General features: G+C 64.0%; 16 protein-coding genes. 4 read left to right on the top strand and 12 right to left on the bottom strand.

Features of this window, described 5'->3' with window-relative positions; all coding sequences use genetic code 11:
* The first annotated feature begins 208 nt into the window (after positions 1 to 208).
* A complete protein-coding gene (locus F3H95_RS22380) occupies positions 209 to 652 on the top strand; it encodes a D-Ala-D-Ala carboxypeptidase family metallohydrolase (protein ID WP_149747626.1) in 444 nt (147 codons plus the stop codon).
* On the opposite strand, the gene murJ is transcribed toward F3H95_RS22380, so the two are convergent.
* The 4 genes from murJ to mutS form a co-directional block, all read right to left on the bottom strand.
* Positions 653 to 2221, bottom strand: a complete 1569-nt coding sequence (murJ, locus tag F3H95_RS22375) for a murein biosynthesis integral membrane protein MurJ (protein WP_142880810.1) — start codon at positions 2219 to 2221, stop codon at positions 653 to 655. It lies immediately after the preceding gene.
* Positions 2218 to 5055 carry a [protein-PII] uridylyltransferase gene (locus F3H95_RS22370; protein WP_149747625.1) on the bottom strand — a complete coding sequence of 946 codons (2838 nt, stop codon included), beginning with the start codon at positions 5053 to 5055 and terminating at the stop codon, positions 2218 to 2220. The genes murJ and F3H95_RS22370 overlap by 4 nt, the downstream gene beginning before the upstream one ends.
* 197 nt (positions 5056 to 5252) lie before the next feature.
* A complete protein-coding gene (locus F3H95_RS22365) occupies positions 5253 to 6248 on the bottom strand; it encodes an AraC family transcriptional regulator (RefSeq protein WP_149747624.1) in 996 nt (331 codons plus the stop codon).
* A 169-nt stretch (positions 6249 to 6417) separates the two neighbouring features.
* Positions 6418 to 9156: a DNA mismatch repair protein MutS gene (mutS, locus tag F3H95_RS22360; RefSeq protein ID WP_149747623.1), complete on the bottom strand. Its 2739-nt coding sequence runs from the start codon at positions 9154 to 9156 to the stop codon at positions 6418 to 6420.
* Positions 9157 to 9260: 104 nt separating this feature from the next.
* Between mutS and F3H95_RS22355 the strand changes: the two genes are divergently transcribed.
* Positions 9261 to 11558, top strand: a complete 2298-nt coding sequence (locus F3H95_RS22355) for an NADP-dependent malic enzyme (protein WP_149747622.1) — start codon at positions 9261 to 9263, stop codon at positions 11556 to 11558.
* A 64-nt stretch (positions 11559 to 11622) separates the two neighbouring features.
* Positions 11623 to 11955 (top strand): hypothetical protein, encoded by a 333-nt coding sequence (locus tag F3H95_RS27715; protein ID WP_149747621.1) that lies wholly within the window; start codon positions 11623 to 11625, stop codon positions 11953 to 11955.
* A 12-nt stretch (positions 11956 to 11967) separates the two neighbouring features.
* Here the strand turns inward: F3H95_RS27715 and F3H95_RS22345 are convergent, their stop codons facing one another.
* From F3H95_RS22345 to F3H95_RS22325, 5 genes are all read right to left on the bottom strand, one after another.
* Entirely contained in the window at positions 11968 to 12840 is an 873-nt protein-coding gene (locus F3H95_RS22345; RefSeq protein ID WP_149747620.1) for a GNAT family N-acetyltransferase, read from the bottom strand.
* Positions 12841 to 12957: 117 nt separating this feature from the next.
* Complete coding sequence (locus tag F3H95_RS22340) at positions 12958 to 14922, bottom strand: hybrid sensor histidine kinase/response regulator (RefSeq protein ID WP_188134455.1); 1965 nt, start codon at positions 14920 to 14922, stop codon at positions 12958 to 12960.
* Positions 14923 to 15139: 217 nt separating this feature from the next.
* A complete protein-coding gene (gene lspA, locus F3H95_RS22335) occupies positions 15140 to 15643 on the bottom strand; it encodes a signal peptidase II (protein ID WP_149747618.1) in 504 nt (167 codons plus the stop codon).
* Positions 15643 to 16509, bottom strand: a complete 867-nt coding sequence (locus tag F3H95_RS22330; protein WP_143127915.1) for an RNA methyltransferase — start codon at positions 16507 to 16509, stop codon at positions 15643 to 15645. The genes lspA and F3H95_RS22330 overlap by 1 nt, the downstream gene beginning before the upstream one ends.
* Complete coding sequence (locus tag F3H95_RS22325) at positions 16506 to 17627, bottom strand: class I SAM-dependent methyltransferase (RefSeq protein WP_149747617.1); 1122 nt, start codon at positions 17625 to 17627, stop codon at positions 16506 to 16508. The genes F3H95_RS22330 and F3H95_RS22325 overlap by 4 nt, the downstream gene beginning before the upstream one ends.
* A gap of 129 nt (positions 17628 to 17756) precedes the next feature.
* On the opposite strand from F3H95_RS22325, the gene F3H95_RS22320 reads away from it, so the two are divergent.
* On the top strand, positions 17757 to 18218 hold the full coding sequence (locus F3H95_RS22320; protein ID WP_149747616.1) for a carbon monoxide dehydrogenase subunit G: 462 nt from the start codon (positions 17757 to 17759) through the stop codon (positions 18216 to 18218).
* 3 nt (positions 18219 to 18221) lie between these two features.
* Here F3H95_RS22320 and F3H95_RS22315 read toward each other — a convergent pair whose 3' ends face one another.
* From F3H95_RS22315 to sppA, 3 genes are all read right to left on the bottom strand, one after another.
* Positions 18222 to 18569, bottom strand: coding sequence for a lipopolysaccharide assembly protein LapA domain-containing protein (locus F3H95_RS22315; protein ID WP_143127918.1), 348 nt, complete (start codon positions 18567 to 18569; stop codon positions 18222 to 18224).
* 124 nt (positions 18570 to 18693) lie between these two features.
* Complete coding sequence (locus F3H95_RS22310) at positions 18694 to 19008, bottom strand: integration host factor subunit beta (RefSeq protein ID WP_143127919.1); 315 nt, start codon at positions 19006 to 19008, stop codon at positions 18694 to 18696.
* Positions 19009 to 19034: 26 nt separating this feature from the next.
* Positions 19035 to 19982: a signal peptide peptidase SppA gene (gene sppA / locus F3H95_RS22305; RefSeq protein ID WP_143127920.1), complete on the bottom strand. Its 948-nt coding sequence runs from the start codon at positions 19980 to 19982 to the stop codon at positions 19035 to 19037.
* Positions 19983 to 19998: the final 16 nt, after the last annotated feature.

Here is a 19998-nt window from a genome sequence, read left to right as displayed (position 1 = left end):
CCTGGATTTTCCACATCTCCCACAATCAGGAGCAGCAGCGATATCGAGGGCGGGACGGAAAGACGTATTGGTTAACAGATCTTAGGATTCAAGGCGCATTAATCATATTTTTGAGCAAATTTGCCCCTACTGAGGTCACTTTCAGAAACGAAATGCTCCCTTCATCAGAAGTCGCCCGCACCGTCGGGTGAGAAGGAAGGAGCATTGCATGCGCTTGGTGTTCTGCGTCGCGCTGGCTGGCGTCTTGAGTGTCTCGTCCGTCCTGGCGGACGACGCGACAAATGTGAAAAAACGTCGCGCCAACCTGTTCAAGCATGATTACAGCGCCGCCTACACGGTGCAGCGGGTCAGCGTGAAGACGGAGTGCTTTCCCGAGAAGCTGGAGGCGATCCTCGCCCATATCGGCGAGAAGACCGGCCACAAGCCTGTCGTCACCTCCGGGCACCGGCCGCGCGCCGGGGGCTCCCAGCACAGCGATTGCCTGGCGGCCGACATCCGCGTGCCCGGCGTTTCCGACCGGGCGATCATCGCAGCCGCCGAGACAGCCCCCGGCATCGGCGGGATCGGCCGCTACTGCAACGGCATCATCCATGTCGATGTCGGCCCGAAACGCCGCTGGGCCTATTGCGGACGCGCTGGACGGGAAGGCTGATCAGCCTTTCGGCTTGCGCTTCAGGTTGCGACGGATCATGCCGAGATCGGCACCGCCGATCGCAAAGGCCGCGACGAAATAGACGATCATGGCAATGCCGATCAGCACAAACAGGGCCGTGACCTTGTACAGCAGCGGCGTACCCGGCACCAGCCAGGGGCTGGCATGGCCAAGCGCATAGGTAAGCGCCGCGCACATCACCCCGGTTGCCACGAGCAGCAGGGCGGCGCGTTTCGCCAGCGCCCATTCCCATACGAGATCGCCACGACGCAGCAGCGTGGTGAACAGCAGCACGGTGTTGATCAGCCCGGCCGCGGCCTCCGCAGTGGCAATGCCCCGCTCGGCAATCAGCGGAAAGAGCGTGATTGCCAGCCCTGAATTGATGACGACGGAGATCATCGTGAAGCGCATCGGGGTCCTGGTGTCCTCGCGCGCATAAAAGCCGGGCTGCAGCGCCTTGATCATCACGAAGCCCGGCAGGCCGAGGCCGTAGATGGCGAGGATCGAAGCCACCACCGTGGTGTTGTCCGCCGTGAAGGCGCCGCGCTCGTAGAGCACGCGAATGATGGCATCCGACAGGATCCACAATCCGCCGGCCGCCGGCAGCGTCAGGAACAGCACGAATTCCAGCGAGCGGTTCTGGATGCTTGCCGCCTCCTTCATGTGGCCGGATTTCAGCGCGCGCGCCAGTTCCGGCAGAAGCACCACGCCGACCGCCACGCCGACGACGCCGAGCGGCAACTGGTAGATGCGGTCGGCATATTGCAGGGCGGCAATCGCGCCCTCCTTCGAGGAGGCAATCGCCTGGCCGATGATCTGGTTGATCTGTGTAACGCCGCCGGTCATGGCGGCCGGAATGGCCAGCACCAGCAGGCGCTTCACGTTGGGCGTCATGCGCGGCATGCGGAAACGGATGCTGATACCGGCCCTCAGGACACCGACATAGACCACGGCAAGCTGCAGGATGCCCGCAACAAGAACGCTCCAGGCGAGATACCAGGCCGTCGTCAGCGGATCGGTCCCGGTCCACAGCGCATAGAACAGCGCGCTGATCATCACCAGATTGAGGAAGACCGGGGCGATGGCGGCGGCGAAGAAATGATGCAGCGAATTCAGCATGCCGCTCATCATCGCCGTCAGCGACATGCACATGAGATAGGGAAACATCACCGCCGCAAGGCGGATGGTGAGCGATGTCTTGTCCGCATCGTCGGCGAAGCCGGGCGCGATGATGAAGCGCACCAGGAGCGGCATGGAAAGTTCCATGACGATGGTGATCACCAGCAGCGCGGAGAAGAGAACGCCAAACACCTCTTCCGAGAACCGCTTGGCGCCTTCCACCCCGTTTGCCTCGATCTCCTTCGAAAAGAGCGGCACGAAGGCGGCATTGAAGGCGCCTTCGGCAAACAGGCGGCGAAACAGGTTGGGAAAGCGGAAGGCGGCGTAGAACACGTCTGCCATCGGCCCCGTGCCAAGGGCCGCCGCCATCAGCGTTTCACGGGCGAAGCCGAACACACGGCTGCCCAGCGTGGCACCGCCAACGGTGGCGAATTTCTTGACGAGGCTCATGCTTCGGCTCGCGACTTCTTCGGCTGCGACCGGGAGACGGCCACGGGATCGGGCGCGATGATGCCGGAGGGCATGCCGCGGCGCAATTCATCTTCCTGTTCCGTGATCACCGTCTTCAATCGCTGCACGATGGTGCCCTGACGGTTCTCGTTGGTGACCTTCTGGCCGACCAGATCCGTCACATAGAAGGTATCGATCACCTTCTCGCCGAAGGTGGTGATGCGGGCCGAATGGATGTCGAGCGACAGATCGGCCAGCACCACGGTCATGTCGGCGAGCAGACCGGTGCGGTCCAGCCCCTCCACCTCGATGACGGTGAACTTGTTGGAGAGCGTGTTGGAGATGGTGACCGAGGGGTGGACGGTAAACGTCTTGTTCTTCTTCTTAGAACGCGCCCGGGTGGCGATCACCTCCGGCAGGCGCTTCTTGCCGGCCAGCACGTCCTCGATCATGCGGCAAACGGTGCCGGCGCGCCGCAACTCGTCCTCGTCGTCCTGGAATTCGCGGCTGATCAGGATCGTGTCCAGAGCGCGCCCATCGGTCGTCGTATAGATCTGTGCATCGGCAATGTTGGCGCCGGCTGCGGCACAGGCGCCCGCGATGATCGACAGGAGGCGCGGATGGTCCGGCGCCAGCACGGTGATCTCGGTGATGGCGCGGAAGCTGTCGGTGCGCACCATGGTGGCGAGCGCGTGGCCTGCCTTGTCCGCCTCGCGGATGAAGCCCGCATGCCGCACCTGATCCTCCAGGGCGACCGAAAGCAGATAGGGCTGGTAATGCAGCCGCGAATAGGTCTTGCGGTCCTTCTGGCTCCAGTCGGAAAGCGCCAGCGAAAGCGCCTCCTCCGCCGCCTTGGCCCGCTCCTTGCGGGAGACTTCCGAAAAACCGCCGGAGAGCAGCAGTTCGGTCTCGTAGTAAAGCGTGCGCAGCAGCTGACCCTTCCAGCCGTTCCACACGCCAGGACCGACGGCGCGGATATCGCAGATCGTCAGAATCAGCAGGGCCTTCAGCCGGTCGAGCGACTGCACCTTCTCGGCAAAGTCGGTGATGGTCTTGCGGTCGTGCAGATCGCGGGTCTGGGCGACCATGGACATCAGCAGATGCTGGTCGATCAGCCAGGCCACAAGTTCCGTCTGCTTCGGCTTCAGGCCGAAGCGCGGGCACAGCTTGCGGGCCACGCGCGCGCCGGCGATCGAGTGATCCTCCTGCCGGCCCTTGGCGATGTCGTGCAGCAGCACCGCGACATAGAGCGCCTCGCGCTCCTCGACATGGGGCATCAGCTTGTTGGCGAGCGGATGTTCCTCGGCGCAACGCCCCTTGTCGACTTCCGACAGAGCCTCGACGGCACGGATCAGATGCTCGTCCACTGTATAGTGGTGGTACATGCTGAACTGCATCATCGCGACGATCTTGCCGAATTCGGGAATGAAGCGGCCGAGCACGCCCGCCTCGTTCATGCGTCGCAGCGTCAGCGCCGGTTCGAGCCGCGACGTCAGGATCGACAAGAACAGCCGGTTCGCTTCCGCATTCTCGCGCAGCTCGTCATTGATGAGGGTTAGGCTGCGGGTGACGGCTTTCAGCGCATCAGGGTGATATTCCAGCCCGTGCAGATCCGCGACGTGGAAGAGGCGGATGATACTGACGGGATCGCGGCGAAAAACCTCGGGATCGGAGAGCGCGATGCGGCCCTGGTCCTCGACGAATTCGGCGCTGCCGGGGATCTTGCGCACGCGCTTGCGGAACCGGGTGATGACGCCTGTCAGTCCCGGTGCTGGCTTTGCCTGTTCCTCTTCCAGTGCGGCACAGAGAATCCGGGTCAGGTCGCCCACATCCTTGGTGACCAGGAAATAGTGCTTCATGAAGCGCTCGACAGCCGAGAGGTTCGGCCGGTTGTGATAGCCGAGGCTTTCGGAGATCTCGCGCTGAATATCGAAGGACAGGCGCTCCTCGGCCTTGCCGGTCAGGAAATGCATCTGGCAGCGCACCGCCCAGAGAAAATCCTCGGCCTTCTGGAACAGCCGCCACTCCTGGCGCGACAGCACGCCAAGCTTCACCAGCTGGGCAGCATCGCGCACGTGGTAATGATACTTGGCAATCCAGAACAGGGTCTGGATGTCGCGCAAGCCGCCCTTGCCTTCCTTGACATTGGGTTCGACCAGATAGCGCGTATCGCCCGCCTTCTGGTGGCGCAGGTCACGCTCGGCTAGCTTGGCGGCAATGAAATCGGGGCCGCTGTTGCGCACCACCTCCGCCTCGAAGCGGGACTGCAGCTCGTTCGCCAGGGCCGCCTCGCCGCAGATGAGGCGCATTTCGAGGATCGCCGTGCGGATCGTCATGTCCTGCTTGGAGAGCGTGATGCATTCATCGACGGAACGGGTGGCATGTCCCACCTTGAAGCCGAGATCCCAGAGCACATAGAGCAGGAATTCCACGGCCTTGCGCACGTCCTCGGCATTGCGCGGCGGCATCAGAAACAGAAGATCGATGTCGGAGCCCGGCGCCAGCGTGCCGCGCCCATAGCCGCCGACTGCCGTGACCGCCATGCGCGGGCCGGCCTTCGGATAGATGTGGCGCACCACGACGGCATGGATGATCTTGATCAGATGATCCTGCACCCAGGAAATCCGCTCGGCGCAATTCAGGCCGCTGCCCTCCTCGGCCAGAAGTGCACGCGCCTTGTCGCGTGCCTCGGCATTGGCGCGCTTCAGGACCGGCAGGAGGGCTGCCCGCACCTCCAGAAGGCGGGCAGCGCCGCCGGCGGCAATCGCATCGCATTCGCGGCCGAGCGCCTCCACGTCCAGAAGTTCGGAAAAATCGATCTCGTGTCTTGCCATGTCGTCCTGCCGCTCACCCGCCGAGGGCGGCTATAGCCTGTTCTCAACGATCTTGCCCAGTCAAATCCGCTGGAGGATCGTGGAGTGAAAGACTGCCGCCAATCCCTTTACAGGCCCTTTCGATCCGGCTGCCAAGTCCTTTTGCGGCAAACCAGCCTCCCTTTTTCGCAAGGTGCCGCTGACCATCGTGAAAAGGGTCACACCTTGCGGCGCGCGGCGCGCCACTGCGACGGGCTGGTGCCGGTGACACGCCGAAACTCGCGATTGAAATTGGACTTGGTGGCAAAGCCGCAATCGAACATCACGGCAGTCAACGGGCGCTCCGTCTCCTCCAGCAGACGACAAGCCTCGGCAATGCGGCGGTTGTTGACATACTGCGAAACGTTGAGGCCACTGACCCGGTTGATGATGGCAGAGACATCGCGCGCCGGCATGCCGGCCTTTCGCGCCAGCCTAGCCAGGCTGAGATTCTCCTGCGCATAGAGAGCCTCCGCCTCCAGCGCCTCGCCAATCCGCCGCAGGGCCGCCTCGTCCTCAGGCGTGGTGACGCTGCCCTGCTCCACCGGGGCGTCGGCAGGCGCGTCCTCCCGCTCCGGCCAGAGATAATAGGCCCCGACGATGAGGATCGCGCCGATATTCATGCCCGTCACCGCCATCGGCACATAGGCATTGCCGTAGACAAGCGTGAAGGCCGAGAGAAGCGCATCCGTGAGCGCGAAAAAGGCGAGCAGCAGTGCGGTCACCCGCGCAGCGCGCAGCGTTGCCGTCGTCTTCTGCAGCGCCGCTTCCGTGATATCCTCCCGCCGGGTCAGCTGCCAGATCGCAAGGCCATAGCCGAGAAAGATCACCAGCAGCAGAGGATCCACGAACCAGGGCGCGAAGGCCACACCGAGCGCCAGCAGAAGCGGCGGCAGCGCATGCAGAAAGGGCCGTGCCACCGGTGCCGACGACAGCGCCCGGAATGTGAGATAGGCAAGCGGCGGCATGATCGCCGCCGTCACCGGCTGCACCAGCATCAGCGGTCTGACGTCATAGCCGAAGCGCAGGCCGATGATCATGCCCTGCAGGGCATACAGGCAGAGGAAGGCGTTGAGATAGCGCCGCGACCCCGGCGCCTCCACACCCTTCAGATTCCGGTAGAGGATCAGCGCAACGACGAGACCGGCAATGAATGGCAGGGGAACGGAAAGCAAATGCGCCGCCTTGAGATCTCAACCATGGTCGCAGAAGCAATTATCATGTTCCGGGCGCCTGCACAGGGGTGAAAAGCATCTCCGATTTTGTCGCCGCTCGGACGGAGCCCGCTGCAGGCAAACGCTGATCGGACGGTCGCTTCTGCTCGAAAGCAGCCAGAGGGGGGACTTACGCCTTGTCCAACTGCTTCTTCAACGCATAGAGCGCATCAAGCGCCTCGCGCGGCGTCATGTCATCGGGGTTGATCGCCTTCAGCGCCTCCTCCACCTTCGACGGACCACGCTTTTCCTGCTCCTTGCGCACCGCGACCTGGAACAGCGGCAGGTCGTCGATCAGCTGGCTTGCCGGGTTCTTGCGGTCGGCGTCCTCCAGCTTGTTCAGAACGTCGCGTGCGCGCGACACGACCGCTTCCGGCAGGCCGGCGAGCTTTGCCACCTGGATACCGTAGGAGCGATCCGCCGCTCCGGGACCGACTTCGTGCAGGAAGATGACGTCGCCATCCCATTCCTTGACGCGCATGGTGGCGTTGGAGAGCCGCTTCAGCTTTTCCGACAGCGCGGTCAGTTCGTGAAAATGGGTGGCGAACAGGCCGCGGCAGCGATTGGCCTCGTGCAGGTGCTCCACGGCCGCCCAGGCGATCGACAGGCCGTCAAAAGTCGCCGTGCCACGGCCGATCTCGTCGAGGATCACCAGCGAGCGGTCGGTCGCCTGATTGAGGATTGCTGCCGTCTCGACCATTTCCACCATGAAGGTGGAGCGGCCCCGCGCCAGATCGTCGGAGGCGCCGACGCGGGAGAACAGGCGATCCACCACGCCGATCTGCGCGAGGCTTGCCGGCACGAAGGAGCCCATCTGCGCGAGAATGGCAATCAACGCATTCTGTCTCAGGAAGGTGGATTTACCGCCCATGTTCGGGCCGGTCAGCAGCCAGAGGGCGCCGAAACCGCCATCGGTGTTGGGCGAGAGGTCACAGTCATTGGCGATGAAGGTGCCGGAGGACTGGCGCCGCAGTGCCTGCTCCACCACCGGGTGCCGCCCGCCCTCGATGCGGAACTGACGCGAGGCATCCACCGCCGGACGGCAGTAGTTCCATTCGTCGGCAAGCAGGGCGAGACCGGCGGCGACATCGATGACGGCGAGCGCTTTGGCACCGGCCTTGATCGCGTCACCCGCCGCCAGCACGGCAGACGTCATCCTGTCGAAGGCATCGAGTTCGATGGTGAGCGCCTGGTCGGCGGCGTTGGCGATGCGGCTTTCGAGATCGGCCAGTTCGGTCGTCGTGAAGCGCATGGCATTCGCCATGGTCTGGCGGTGGATGAAGCGCGCCTTGGCGTCCGCCGTGTCGGTCATCGGCCCGGCATTGCCGGCGGTCACCTCGATGAAATAGCCAAGCACATTGTTATGCTTGATCTTCAGCGAACGGATACCGGTTTCCTCGGCATATTGCAGCTGCAGCCCGGCAATCACCCGGCGCGACTGGTCGCGCAGCGCCCGCACCTCGTCCAGCTCGGCAAAGGCGCCGTCCCGCACGAAGCCGCCGTCCCGCTTCAGAAGCGGCATCTCGTCGGAAAGGGTCTCCGCCAGCAGTTGCTCCACCGCAAACGGCAGCGCCTGAAGATCGTTCGCCGCCTCCGCCAGTTCCTGGGGCAGCAGCGCGGACGACAAAAGTGCGGCCACCTGCCGGGCGGCGGCAAGCCCCTGACGGATGCAATCGAGGTCGCGCGGGCCGCCACGATCGAGCGCAAGCCGCGACAACGCGCGCGGCATGTCCGGCACATGTTTCAGCGCGGCCCTCAGATCGCCGGAGAGCGACGGCTCATCGAGCAGGAAGGCGACGCTGTCGAGACGGCGATTGATCGTCTCCGGATCGGTGAGCGGCGACATCAGCCGCTCGGAGAGCAGGCGCGCCCCGCCGCCGGTGACGGTGCGGTCGATCGCCTTCAGGAGCGAGCCGTCGCGATCGCCGGAAAGCGTGCGGGTCAGTTCCAGGTTGGCGCGCGTGGCGGGATCGATGAAGAGGGTGGAGGCACCGCTTTCACGCTCCGGGGCACTCAGCGGCGGGCGCTCGGCAATCTGCGTCTTTTCCACATAGGCAACGGCTGCGGCGGCAGCCGCCAGTTCGGCGCGGGAAAAGGTGCCGAAGCCATCCAGCGTGCCGACACCGAAATAGCGGGTGATGCGGCTTTCGGCCGTCGCGCTGTCGAACAGCACGCCGGGCTGCGGCACGGCGATGCGGCCCAGCACATCGAAGGTGGCCTTCAGGTCCGGATCATGGAACACCGTATCCGGCACGATCAGTTCGCGCGGCTCGATGCGCAGGATATCGGCCAGCAGCCGAAGCGGCGTGGTTTCCGCCAGCCGGAACACGCCGGTGGAAATGTCGATCCAGGCCAGCGCCATCTGGGCCTCTGCCCCGCCACGGATGCGGGCCAGCGCCATCAGGTAATTGGATTCCGACGGCGACAGCAGCTTCTCTTCGGTCAGTGTGCCGGGGGTGACGAGGCGCACCACATCGCGCTTGACGACGGATTTGGAGCCGCGCTTCTTGGCTTCCGCCGGATCTTCCACCTGCTCGCAGACGGCAACCCGGTAACCCAGCGAAATCAGCTTCTGCAGATAATCGTCCGCCGCATGGATCGGCACGCCGCACATGGGAATGTCGAAACCCATGTGCTGGCCACGCTTGGTGAGCGTGATGCCAAGCGCCCGGGCGGCCTCCACGGCATCCTCGAAGAACAGCTCGTAGAAATCGCCCATGCGATAGAAGAGCAGCGAATCGGGATTGTTCGCCTTGATCTCGATATACTGTTCCATCATCGGCGTGGCCGAGGCGCGGCTTTCGGCCGAGATCAGTTCGGCAGTATTCAAGGCATCTGATGTAAGGCGTTCCAAGTGCGTTCCGGCCATTTTCTGTTGCACGGTCTGGCCGGCGACTCTATCGATTATTCCCCCGATAACACAACAGAGCGTGTCCGTGCCTGGCCGGATGCCCACAACATGCTGGAGGAGACATGGTGAAGGACAGCCGCACCCCCGAGGGAGCACCGCGCAAGCGCGCGTCGGTGACGGAACAGGAAGCACTCGATTTTCACAGCACCGGACGCCCGGGCAAGCTGGAAATCATGCCGACCAAGCCGATGGCCACCCAGCGCGACCTGTCGCTTGCCTATTCCCCGGGCGTTGCCGTGCCGGTCAAGGCGATCGCGGCCGATCCGGCCACCGCCTATGACTATACCACGCGCGGCAACATGGTGGCGGTTATCTCGAATGGCACGGCCATTCTCGGCCTTGGCAATCTCGGGGCGCTGGCCTCAAAGCCGGTGATGGAGGGCAAGTCCGTCCTCTTCAAGCGCTTCGCCGACGTCGATTCCATCGACCTCGAGGTCGATACGGAAAATGTCGACGAGTTCATCAACTGCGTGCGCTATCTCGGCCCCTCCTTCGGCGGCATCAACCTGGAAGACATCAAGGCGCCGGAATGCTTCATCATCGAAAGCCGGCTGCGCGAACTGATGGACATCCCGGTCTTTCATGACGACCAGCACGGCACCGCAATCATCGCCGCCGCCGGCCTGATCAACGCGCTGGAACTGACCGGCCGCGACCTGAAGACGACGAAGCTCGTATGCAATGGCGCAGGCGCTGCCGCCATCGCCTGCATCGAGCTGATCAAGGCCATGGGCTTCAACCCGGAGAACATCATTCTCTGCGACACCAAGGGCGTGATCTACCAGGGTCGCACCGAGGGCATGAACCAGTGGAAGAGCGCGCATGCGGTCAAGACCGACCGCCGCACGCTGGAAGAAGCGATGAAGGGTGCCGACGTGGTGTTCGGCCTGTCGCAGAAGGGCGCCTTCACCGAAGAGATGATCCGCTCGATGGCGGAACGGCCGATCATCTTCGCCATGGCCAATCCCGACCCGGAAATCACGCCGGAGGAAGTGGCGCGCATCCGTGACGACGCGATCATGGCGACCGGCCGCTCGGACTATCCGAACCAGGTCAACAACGTGCTCGGCTTCCCCTATATCTTCCGCGGCGCACTCGACGTGCGGGCCCGCCAGATCAACGACGCGATGAAGATCGCCGCCGCCGAGGCGCTGGCGAATCTCGCGCGCGAGGACGTGCCGGATGACGTGGCGGCCGCCTATCAGGGCGTTCGCCCGCGCTTCGGGCCGCAATACATCATTCCGGTGCCCTTCGATCCGCGCCTCATCTCGGCCATTCCGGTGGCCGTGGCACGGGCGGCAATCGAAAGCGGCGCGGCACGCCGGGTGATCGCCGATCTCGATGCTTATGGCCGCGAGCTTTCCGCCCGCCGCGACCCGATTGCCGCGACGACGCAAGGGATCTACGAGCAGGTGCGCCGCCGGCCGAAGCGCGTGGTGTTCGCCGAAGCGGAAGAAGAGCAGGTGATGCGCGCCGCCGTGTCCTTCATCGGCCAGGGCCTCGGCACCGCCATCCTGCTTGGCCGCGACGACGTGATCCGCTCCACGGCCGAACGGGCCGGCATCGAACTCGACCGTCCGGGCATCGAGATCGTCAATGCGCGCCTGTCCACCCGCGTCGAAGCCTATGTGGATTATCTCTATGCAAGGCTGCAGCGGGAGGGCTATCTGCAGCGTGACGTACAGCGCCTGATCCACAACGACCGCAACCATTTTGCCGCCTGCATGGTGGCGCTTGGCGATGCCGATGCCATGGTGACGGGCACGACCCGAAACTATGCGACCGCGCTGTCGGATGTGCGCCGCTGTATCGATGCCAAGCCCGGCCACAAGGTGATCGGCGTGTCGATCATCGTCTCGCGTGCCCGCACCGTCTTCGTGGCGGATACGGCCGTGCACGACATGCCGAGCGCCGAGGAACTGGCCGACATCGCCGGCGAGGCCGCGCGTCTGGCGCGCCGCATGGGCTATGAGCCGCGCGTGGCCATGCTCGCCTATTCCACCTTCGGCCAGCCGCGCGGCGAACGGTCGGAGCGGGTACGCGAGGCGGTCAAGATCCTCGACCAGCGCCGCGTGGACTTCGAATATGACGGCGAAATGGGAGCCGACATCGCGCTGAACGCCGCGCGGATGGAGCAGTATCCCTTCTGCCGCCTGTCCGGCACCGCCAATGTGCTGGTGATGCCGGCCACCCATTCGGCGGCAATCTCCACCCGCATGCTGGAGGAACTCGGCGGCACGACGCTGATCGGCCCGCTGCTGGTCGGCCTCGACAAGTCGGTGCAGATCACCTCGATGGGCGCCAAGGATACCGACATCGTCAACATGGCGGCCATCGCCGCCTACAATGCCGGCATGTGATCATCCTCGCTGACTTTCTACGGGTGGGCTAAACTTCGCGTGACAGCCCACCCGGGGAGAGCCCATGAAGAGGGTCAGCCTGCAGGAAGCCCATGCGCAACTGTCCCGCCTCGTCGACGAGGCGGCAAACGGCGATGGCTTTGTCATTGCGAAGGACGGCAAGCCGCTGAAGGTGGTTGCCGTCGAAGACGCCCAGAAGCCGAAGCGACGCGTTGGCTTTCTGGACGGCAAATTCCCTCGTCCGGATGATTTTGACAGCCTTCACGCCCTCACACGGACCTCGCCCCCCAATCTCAAGGATCCGTTCGACCGGATCCTGATTGCCCGGGGCATCCGGGAGGAGATGATCTGCGCACGGCAGATCGCACGGTCGCGCCGCATGGCGCACCGGGTCTGACGTCTCTTCGAATCAGCTGGCGAAGCGGCCGGCGTCTGCGCCGTAGTAATTGATGTAGCGACCGGAGATCGATTCGGTCGGCAGCACCACAAGCACGTCGGTGGTATTGAAGGCCTGATCTACCACAGCGCCGTTGCCGATCATGGCGCCGAGACGCAGATACCCCTTGATCAGCGGCGGCATCGCCATCAGCGCCCGCTTCGGGTTGACGGCCTCCAGCGGCATCAGGTCCATTTCGCGGTAAAGATCGGGACGGGCGCTCGCCGCCCATTCGTCCTTGGCCAGAACCGTGTGATGCAGAAAGGACAGCGCCAGCGCATGCTGTTCGGGGCTGACGCCGGGGAAGGAGGCACAGCCGATCATCGCGTGAATGCCGTGGCGTAGCGCATAGGCCCAGTTGCCCTGCCACAGCAGTTCAACAGTGCGCTTGGTGCGATAGTGCGGCAGCACGCAGGACCGGCCAAGCTCCATGAAACGCTTGCCGGCATGGCGTGCGAGAAGCGGCTCGATATCGAATTCGCAGGCCGTGTAGAAGCCGCCATGCGCCATGGCCACGTCCTGGCGCAGCAGGCGGTAGGTCCCGACGATCTGGTCTTCCGGATCACCGTCGAGCGCCGTATCGACCACAAGAAGATGGTCGCAGATGTCATCGAAGGCATCCACATCGCGCTTGCGGCGCATGGCATCCGGCGGCAGCTGGGCGTGCATTTCCTCAACGAAAACGCGATAGCGCAGCGCCTGGGCGGCATCCACTTCGCGGCCGTTGCGGGCCAATCTGGTCTCTAGCGTGCCGATCCGGCCGAACACATCGCTGCGTACCGGAGCCTGCACGGCAGGTTGTTCGACGCTCAGCGACACATCGCGTTCCAGCAGTTCAAGGGTCATCACATCTCATCCGTCCCAGGAAGTTGATCCCATAGATCACCAAACTGCAACAGGAAAGTGACAAAACATCTACATCACCCCGAAAGCCTTGCCCAGAGGGGATTTGATGCGTGCCAATCACCCCGCCCGGCAGCGGGAGATGACAGCGTCCAGCTCGGCCAGCAGGACCTGCGGATCGACAGGCTTCTGCAACACGCAGCAGGCCCCGCGCGCCAGCATGTCCTGCTGCAGCGCTTCGTTCATATCGCCGCTGAGCACAAGCACTGGGGCTGAGCGTCCCTTGCCGGCGGTGCCGCGTCCGCGCAGGGCTGACAGAACCTCGCCCAGATCCCCGCCCGGCATGTGAATGTCCGAGATGATCACGTCGGGATGGCGCTCGGCCTCGGTTGCACGCTGCAGCGCCGCAAGATCGCTGACATGCTCGACCAGATGGCCTGCCTTGCGCAGAGCGGCACTGACCATCATGGCGCTGACCGGGTCGTCTTCCGCCAGAAGAACCGAGAGGCGCTTCGCCTCCGGCACGACGGGCTGCGGGCGCATCTCGATGCGCATGTCCTGCGGCAACCGGCCGGCAAGACCGCCCAGCCGTCCGCGCAGCACGTCCACCAGAGACTGTTCGCGCAAGGGCCGGATCAGCCAGGCATCGAAACTGTCCCAGGGCTGGGCCGCGCGCTCCTCGGGACTGACCAGAAGGATGCGGCGCATGGACTGCATGGCGACCGACGAGGCCAACATGCCGCCGACGCGGTGATCGATGATCACATCGGTAAAGGCCATGCCCTGCCGGGCCAGTTGCGCGATCGTGAATTCGGCCTCCTCCAGCGAGCGGACATGCCGGCACCGGCCGCCAAGCGTCTCGATGGTGGCGCTGGTGGCCGCAGCGGCGGGTCCGGCCGGCGCAATGAGCAGCACCCGCGAGGAGCGCAGCAGCAGCATACGGTCATTGCCCTCCTTGCCGGAATCCACGAAGCTGGCCGGAAAGCGGATGGTGAAGGTGGTGCCGCGGCCCTTTTCGCTGGCAACAGACAGCGAACCGCCGAATTCGCGCAGGATACGGGTCGCAATCGACAGGCCAAGGCCGGTGCCGCCACTGCGCTCGCTGGCAGATCCCGCCTGCTCGAACTCGGCAAACACGCGCTGCTGCTCCTCACGCGTCATGCCGGGGCCGGTATCGGCAACGGTAATCACCACGTCACGGCCATCCATGGCCACGCGGGTCAACACCCCGCCCATGCGGGTGAACTTGACGGCATTGCCGATGACATTGAAAAGAACCTGACGCAGCCGCGCCGGATCGAAGTCCATGAGGGTCGGCACATCGAAGGCAACCGTCGCGCCGATCTCGATCGATTTCTCGTGGGCGCGCGGCGCCAGCATCTCCACCACGCTTTCCAGCAGCTGGCGCAGGTTTTCCGCGCGGCTGTTTAGACGGAAGCGACCCGCCTGCAGCGTGGCATAATCCAGGAGGTCATCGACCAGCTGGGCCATGGCAAGGCCCGCCTGATGGACACCGTTGATGTAGTTCTTCTGCTCAAGCGTCAGGCTGGTCTGCTCCAGCAGGTGGCTCATGCCGAGAATGCCGGTCAGCGGCGTGCGCAGTTCGTGCACGACCGTTGCCATGTGCCGGGTCTTGGCAAGGCTCTCCTCTTCGGCATGCAGCCGGGCTTCCTCGCGCTGCTGGCCCGCGGCGCGTTCGACGGTCACGTCGCGCGCCACGCTGAACACCCAGACATCGCGGGAAGTCTCGCTCTCCACGACCCGGTCCTGCCACCAGAGAACGAGCATGCCCTGCGGTGTCAGCACCTCGATATCCTTGGGCTGCACCAGCGGTTCGTGTGGCAGGCCGATCCCAACTTCCTCGGGCATGCAGCCCTCGGCAATGGCGGGGGCAATCATGCGGGCCAGCGTTCGGTTTGCCAGGAGAATGCGGCCATTGAGCGCGCGCACCAGCGCCGGTGCGGAAAACAGATCCTGGCTCTCAAGGAAGCTGCGGGCAAGCGCCTCCATCGCCACGGCACGCTGACCGGAGGAGGGCAAGTCCGCCTTCGGGATCGCTTCGCCGGCTGTCACCAGATGTTCCATGGCCCCCCAAGGCTCCGCAATGCATGCCCAGACAATGACTCGCCACCTCAGCCGCGCCACGGCCTCGCCGGTCTGACCTCCACCGCGCCCGCCCAGGCCCGGCTCCATTCAACGGCAGGATGAAGAAGGTCCGCCTTGCAGATCGGCATTGGCACAGTCGCACGGCTCTCCTTAGCACGTGTTTCCTTCCCAATGCTTTACGCCTCAAGGGTAGAATTTACGCCTGCCTGCGTCCAGACCCTAGAATTTCGTCCAGTATCACGCAACCCGCGCCAATCGTAATGAAAGAATCGGCAAGGTTGAAGACAGCGAAAGACCAAGTCTGTGTATAGAAAAGCAGATAATCAATGACGTGACCGTAGATGAAACGGTCCAGAATGTTCCCAAGCGCGCCAGCAATGATGAGAGCAAAGCCCGTATGCGCGAAGGTCCGGTCCTTGGGCGTGCGCTGCCACAGCCACAGCACGAAGGCGACGATGACGAGGCGCATCGTCACGATGAACCAGCCCTCCATGTCGGACAGCATCGAGAAGGCAACGCCGAGATTGTAGGTGCGGTAGAGCGCGAAAAAGGGCAGCACATGCACCGCCTCCTGCAGCGGTAGCAACGCCTCCACCGCGATCTTGATGACCTGGTCGAGCAGGACGGCGGCACACACGAAGGCAAGGATCGGCACCGGACGTGACAGAAGCGTCGGCTTGGTCTCAACGGTCTCGGGCATCAGGCCTCCAGGCTCAGGAGATGGCGGCGCGCCTCGAACAGCATGACCGCTGTTGCGACCGCGAGATTGAGCGAATCCGCCAGGCCCTGCTGCGGAATGCGGGCGAGACGGTCGGCGGCATTGGCCAGTTGCTCCGGCAGGCCCGATTGCTCGTTGCCCATCAGCAGGATGGTGGGCTTCGCCCTGTAATCGATGGTGCGATAGTCCACGGCACCCGCCAGATGCGTTGCCACCACCTGCGCGCCGGACTGGCGGCTGAAGGCAAGGAAATCCGTCACCGGCACCCGGTAGAGCGGCATGGCAAAGATGGAGCCCATGGTGGCCCGCACCGTTTCCAGCGAAAACGGATCGGTGCACTCGCCGACCAGGATCACGCCGGACGCTCCCGCCGCATCGGCGGTGCGGATGATGGTGCCGAGATTGCCGGGATCGCGCACCCGGTCGAGCGCCACGAAAGTCTGGTTCTTCTCCGGCACAAGATGATCGAGGCGCTGCCATTGCTGCTCGAAGATGCCGACCACCATCTGCGGATTGTCGCGCCGGGTGACGGAGGAAAGCACTTTCTCGCTGACTTCCAGCACCAGCCCGCCGCGCGCCACGGTCTTTGCCGCCACCTGCTCCACCAGCGGCTTGCCTTTGGCGGCCTTGGCATAAACCAGCGTGCGGATGCTCCAGCCAAGTTCCAGTGCATCGATGACGAGCTTCAGTCCCTCGGCCATGAAGGTACCGCTTTCCTCGCGGTCCTTCTTGTTGGTCAGCGCCTTGATATCCTTGATGATCGGGTTGGACAGGCTGGTGACTTCCTTCACCTGCCCGACGCGGCCCGATCCGAAGCGGGCGCCCGTCTTGAAATCGTCGTCTCTCATGCGCGCACCCATCGGCTGAACAGGGAAGTGGAAAGCGCCCGGCCATGGCTCTTGCCATCGAGCCCCGCCTCGCGAATGACCAGCTCGCCGGATTCGACCACGCCACCGGCACCACGCATCGTCTCGCGCATCAGCTCATGGATCGAATAGAAGCTGGCCCGGATGGAATAGGCGGTCAGAACCAGGCCGATCGCATCAGGCGACAGGATTTCGCGGCAGACATCCAGCATCAGCGGCAGCTGCTCGAACAGGTGGAAGACCTCGCCATTCGGACCACGCCCGAATTTCGGCGGGTCGGCCAGAATGATGTCGTAGCGGTTGCCACGGCGCTCCTCGCGCAGGATGAACTTCATCGCGTCCTCACAGATCCAGCGGATCGGCGCACGCTCCAGCCGCGACAGCGCCTGGTTTTCCCTGGCCCAGCCGATCGCCTTCTTGGAGGCATCGACATGCGTCACTTCTGCGCCGGCAGCGGCGGCCACCAGCGAGGCAACCCCGGTATAGCCGAACAGGTTCAGCACCCGGATCGGGCGGCCGGCGCGTTCAGCTTGGGCTTTGACCCAGGACCAGTGGACAATCTGCTCCGGAAACACACCGACATGGCGAAAGGCGGTGAAGCGACCGAGAAAATCGATGTCGAGCAGCGACAGCGGCCAGGTTTCGCCAAGGGCGACCTTCGGAAACCGCCAGCGGCCCATGCCATCCTCGTCCGTATCGCCGGTGAAGACGGCATCCGCCCCCTCCCAGACATGCGGGGCAAGTGACGGCTGCCACAGCGCCTGCGCTTCCGGCCGCACGATTCTGTAGGGACCGTATTGTTCGAGTTTCAGCCCCTGGCCGCTGTCGATCAGGTGAAAGTCGCCCGCGCCCGTCGATTCGAGAATCACCGGAACGCGCTCAGCGGGCCGTTCGCCGCTGCGGCGGATCAGCGGACGCGTTTCGGCAGCGGGCGCGGCTGCGGCATCCTGGCGCGCAGCCTTGGCCGGCGTCTCGCTCCTCGCCGGCTTCTCGGCTCTCACCGGCTTTCCACGCGGGCGCTCGTCGTGGCGCTCGCGGCGCGGCCCCTCGCCCTTGGTCTTCTGGGAGCGCGGCTCGCGCCGCTCAAATGTCTTCTTCAAAGCGTCTTGTCCGCTGCTGGCAGGTCTTGCCGAGCAAATAGCACTGGTCTGCCCCTTGGCAAAGCGCTTTCCCCTCTGCGATACAGGGAGTTGAAGGGTCTTGATGGGAGCAGACCCCGGGAGGACAAGATGGATATCAATGGAGAAGAGCGCATCGCCGCGCCAAGGTCGGTCGTCTGGGCAGCCCTGAACGATCCGGAGATCCTGCGCCAGTGCATTCCGGGCTGTCAGTCGCTGGAACAGCGATCGCCCACAGAACTGGCCGCGACGGTGAAGGTGAAGATCGGCCCGGTATCGGCCAGCTTCAGCGGCGAGGTCACCCTCTCGGATATGATACCTCCGGAAAGCTATCGCATCGCCGGCGAGGGGAAGGGCGGCATTGCCGGCTTCGCCAAGGGCTTTGCCGATGTCGCCCTGACAGAGGATGGCAACGAGACGATCCTGCGCTACAACGTGGATGCACAGGTCGGCGGCAAGCTCGCACAGCTCGGATCACGGCTGATCGGTTCGACCTCGCAGAAGCTCGCCCAGCAGTTTTTCGCCAGTTTCAATGCGGTCGTCGGTGCCGGCAACGCCACGAAAGATGCCTGAGCATCATCCCTTGGCGGGCGGCAGCATGGATGCGCCCGTCAACGGCGGCTGCGGCTTTGCAGAAGCCGGAGCATCCCGAAGTTTCATCGCCGCGCGGGCTTCCTGACGCGCCAGACGGCGATGTTTGCCCTGGGCAATCCAGGTCACCAGCGAGCCGAGGAGCATTCCGAACAGAACAGCGAGGAACAGGAACAGAAAGAAGGGGGCGCTCACCGACAGGACCGAATCATCCGGCTGAAAGGGATTCAGCGCCAACGTTACCGTCTGACGGTTGGTTACGCACAGCACGATCAGAATGATCGCGATCGGCACGAAAACCACCAGACTGACGATCTTCTTCACCCGGTTCATCGGCGGCTCCCGGCTCTTGTCTCATCCAATGCGCCGCGTAGGCAGCGCGCGTTGTCAGGCGATGATAGGGCCTGTCGCGGCGCTTTCAAGGCAGGCGCGACAGAGGCAAAGAAGGACGAGCCGCTCAGTCGGCGTCTTCGTCACTATCGTCATCGGCAAGGTCAGGGTTCAGCCGCTCGCGCAGTTCCTTGCCCGTCTTGAAGAAGGGCACCCACTTTTCCTCCACGAACACGGTTTCCCCGGTGCGGGGGTTGCGGCCCGAGCGTGAGGGACGGTTCTTCACGGAAAAAGCGCCAAAGCCGCGCAGCTCGACCCGGTTGCCGGCGGCCAGTGCATCGGTGATTTCGTCCAGAACGGCGTTGACGATGTTTTCCACGTCGCGATGATAAAGGTGCGGGTTACGCGCCGCGACGATCTGCACCAGTTCCGACTTGATCACGACTTCCCCCTGAAAGGATTAGGTTTTCACTCGCCGCCAACCTGCCAAACCGAGACCAGACCGTCAAGGAACAACTTGGAAACACCGGTCGCGCCGAGCGTTTCCTGCGCCGCACCGACATCGAGACCCATCAGGCGGGCCACATGCAGCGCCGAGGCGAGCGACAGAAGGCCGCGATCATCCTTGCGCTTCCAGTCGACGATGGGAAGGTTCTCTGCAACGCCGCGTCCGGCGAGATAATGGCGGATCTGCGGAAGGCCGCCCAGTTCGTCGACGAGCTTGAGCTTCACAGCCTGCCGCCCGGTATAGATGCGTCCGTCAGCCAGCTTCAGCGCCTCTTCGCGCGAAAGCTTGCGGCGATCGGCAACGAGATCGACGAACCAGTCATAGCTGTCCATCACCATGGCGCGAATCACGGCTTTCGCCTCGTCGCTGGCCGGATGGAAGGGCGAAGGCTCGGCCTTCAGAGGGGCGGACTTGATCTCTTCCAGCGATACGCCGAGCTTTTCCAGAAGCGGCTGCAGCTGCGGATACTGGAAGATGACGCCGATCGATCCCGTGATGGAGCTTTCGCCCGCCACGATGGTATCGCCGGCAGAGGCGATCATGTAGCCGGCGGAGGCCGCAAGCGTGCGGATGTCGGAGACGACGGGCTTCTTCTCCGCCACCGCGCGCAGTGCCTTGAAGATGCGCTCGCCGCCATAGGTCGTGCCGCCGGGGGAGGAAATCGAGACGATCAGCGCCTTCACCTGGCTGTTCTTGGCAATCCTGTCCAGCCGGTCGATCAGTTCGTCGTCGTCGGTGATCATGCCGGAAATCTCGATGCGCGCCACGTGCGGCGTTGCCGCGCCATCCGGCGCCACGTAGCGATACAGCGAAAAGCCGATGGCGATCACGAGCAGCACGGCCGCCACACGCCAGAAGGTCAGCTTGCGCCGCAACTGGCGCCGGTCTGCGATTGCCTGTGTATCCATCGATGTCCTCACCTTC

The organism is Rhizobium sp. RU35A, assembly GCF_900156005.1.
Lineage (GTDB): Bacteria > Pseudomonadota > Alphaproteobacteria > Rhizobiales > Rhizobiaceae > Neorhizobium > Neorhizobium straminoryzae.
The sequence above is the reverse complement of the archived record's forward strand: the minus strand, read 5'-3'. Positions and strand labels throughout refer to the sequence as shown.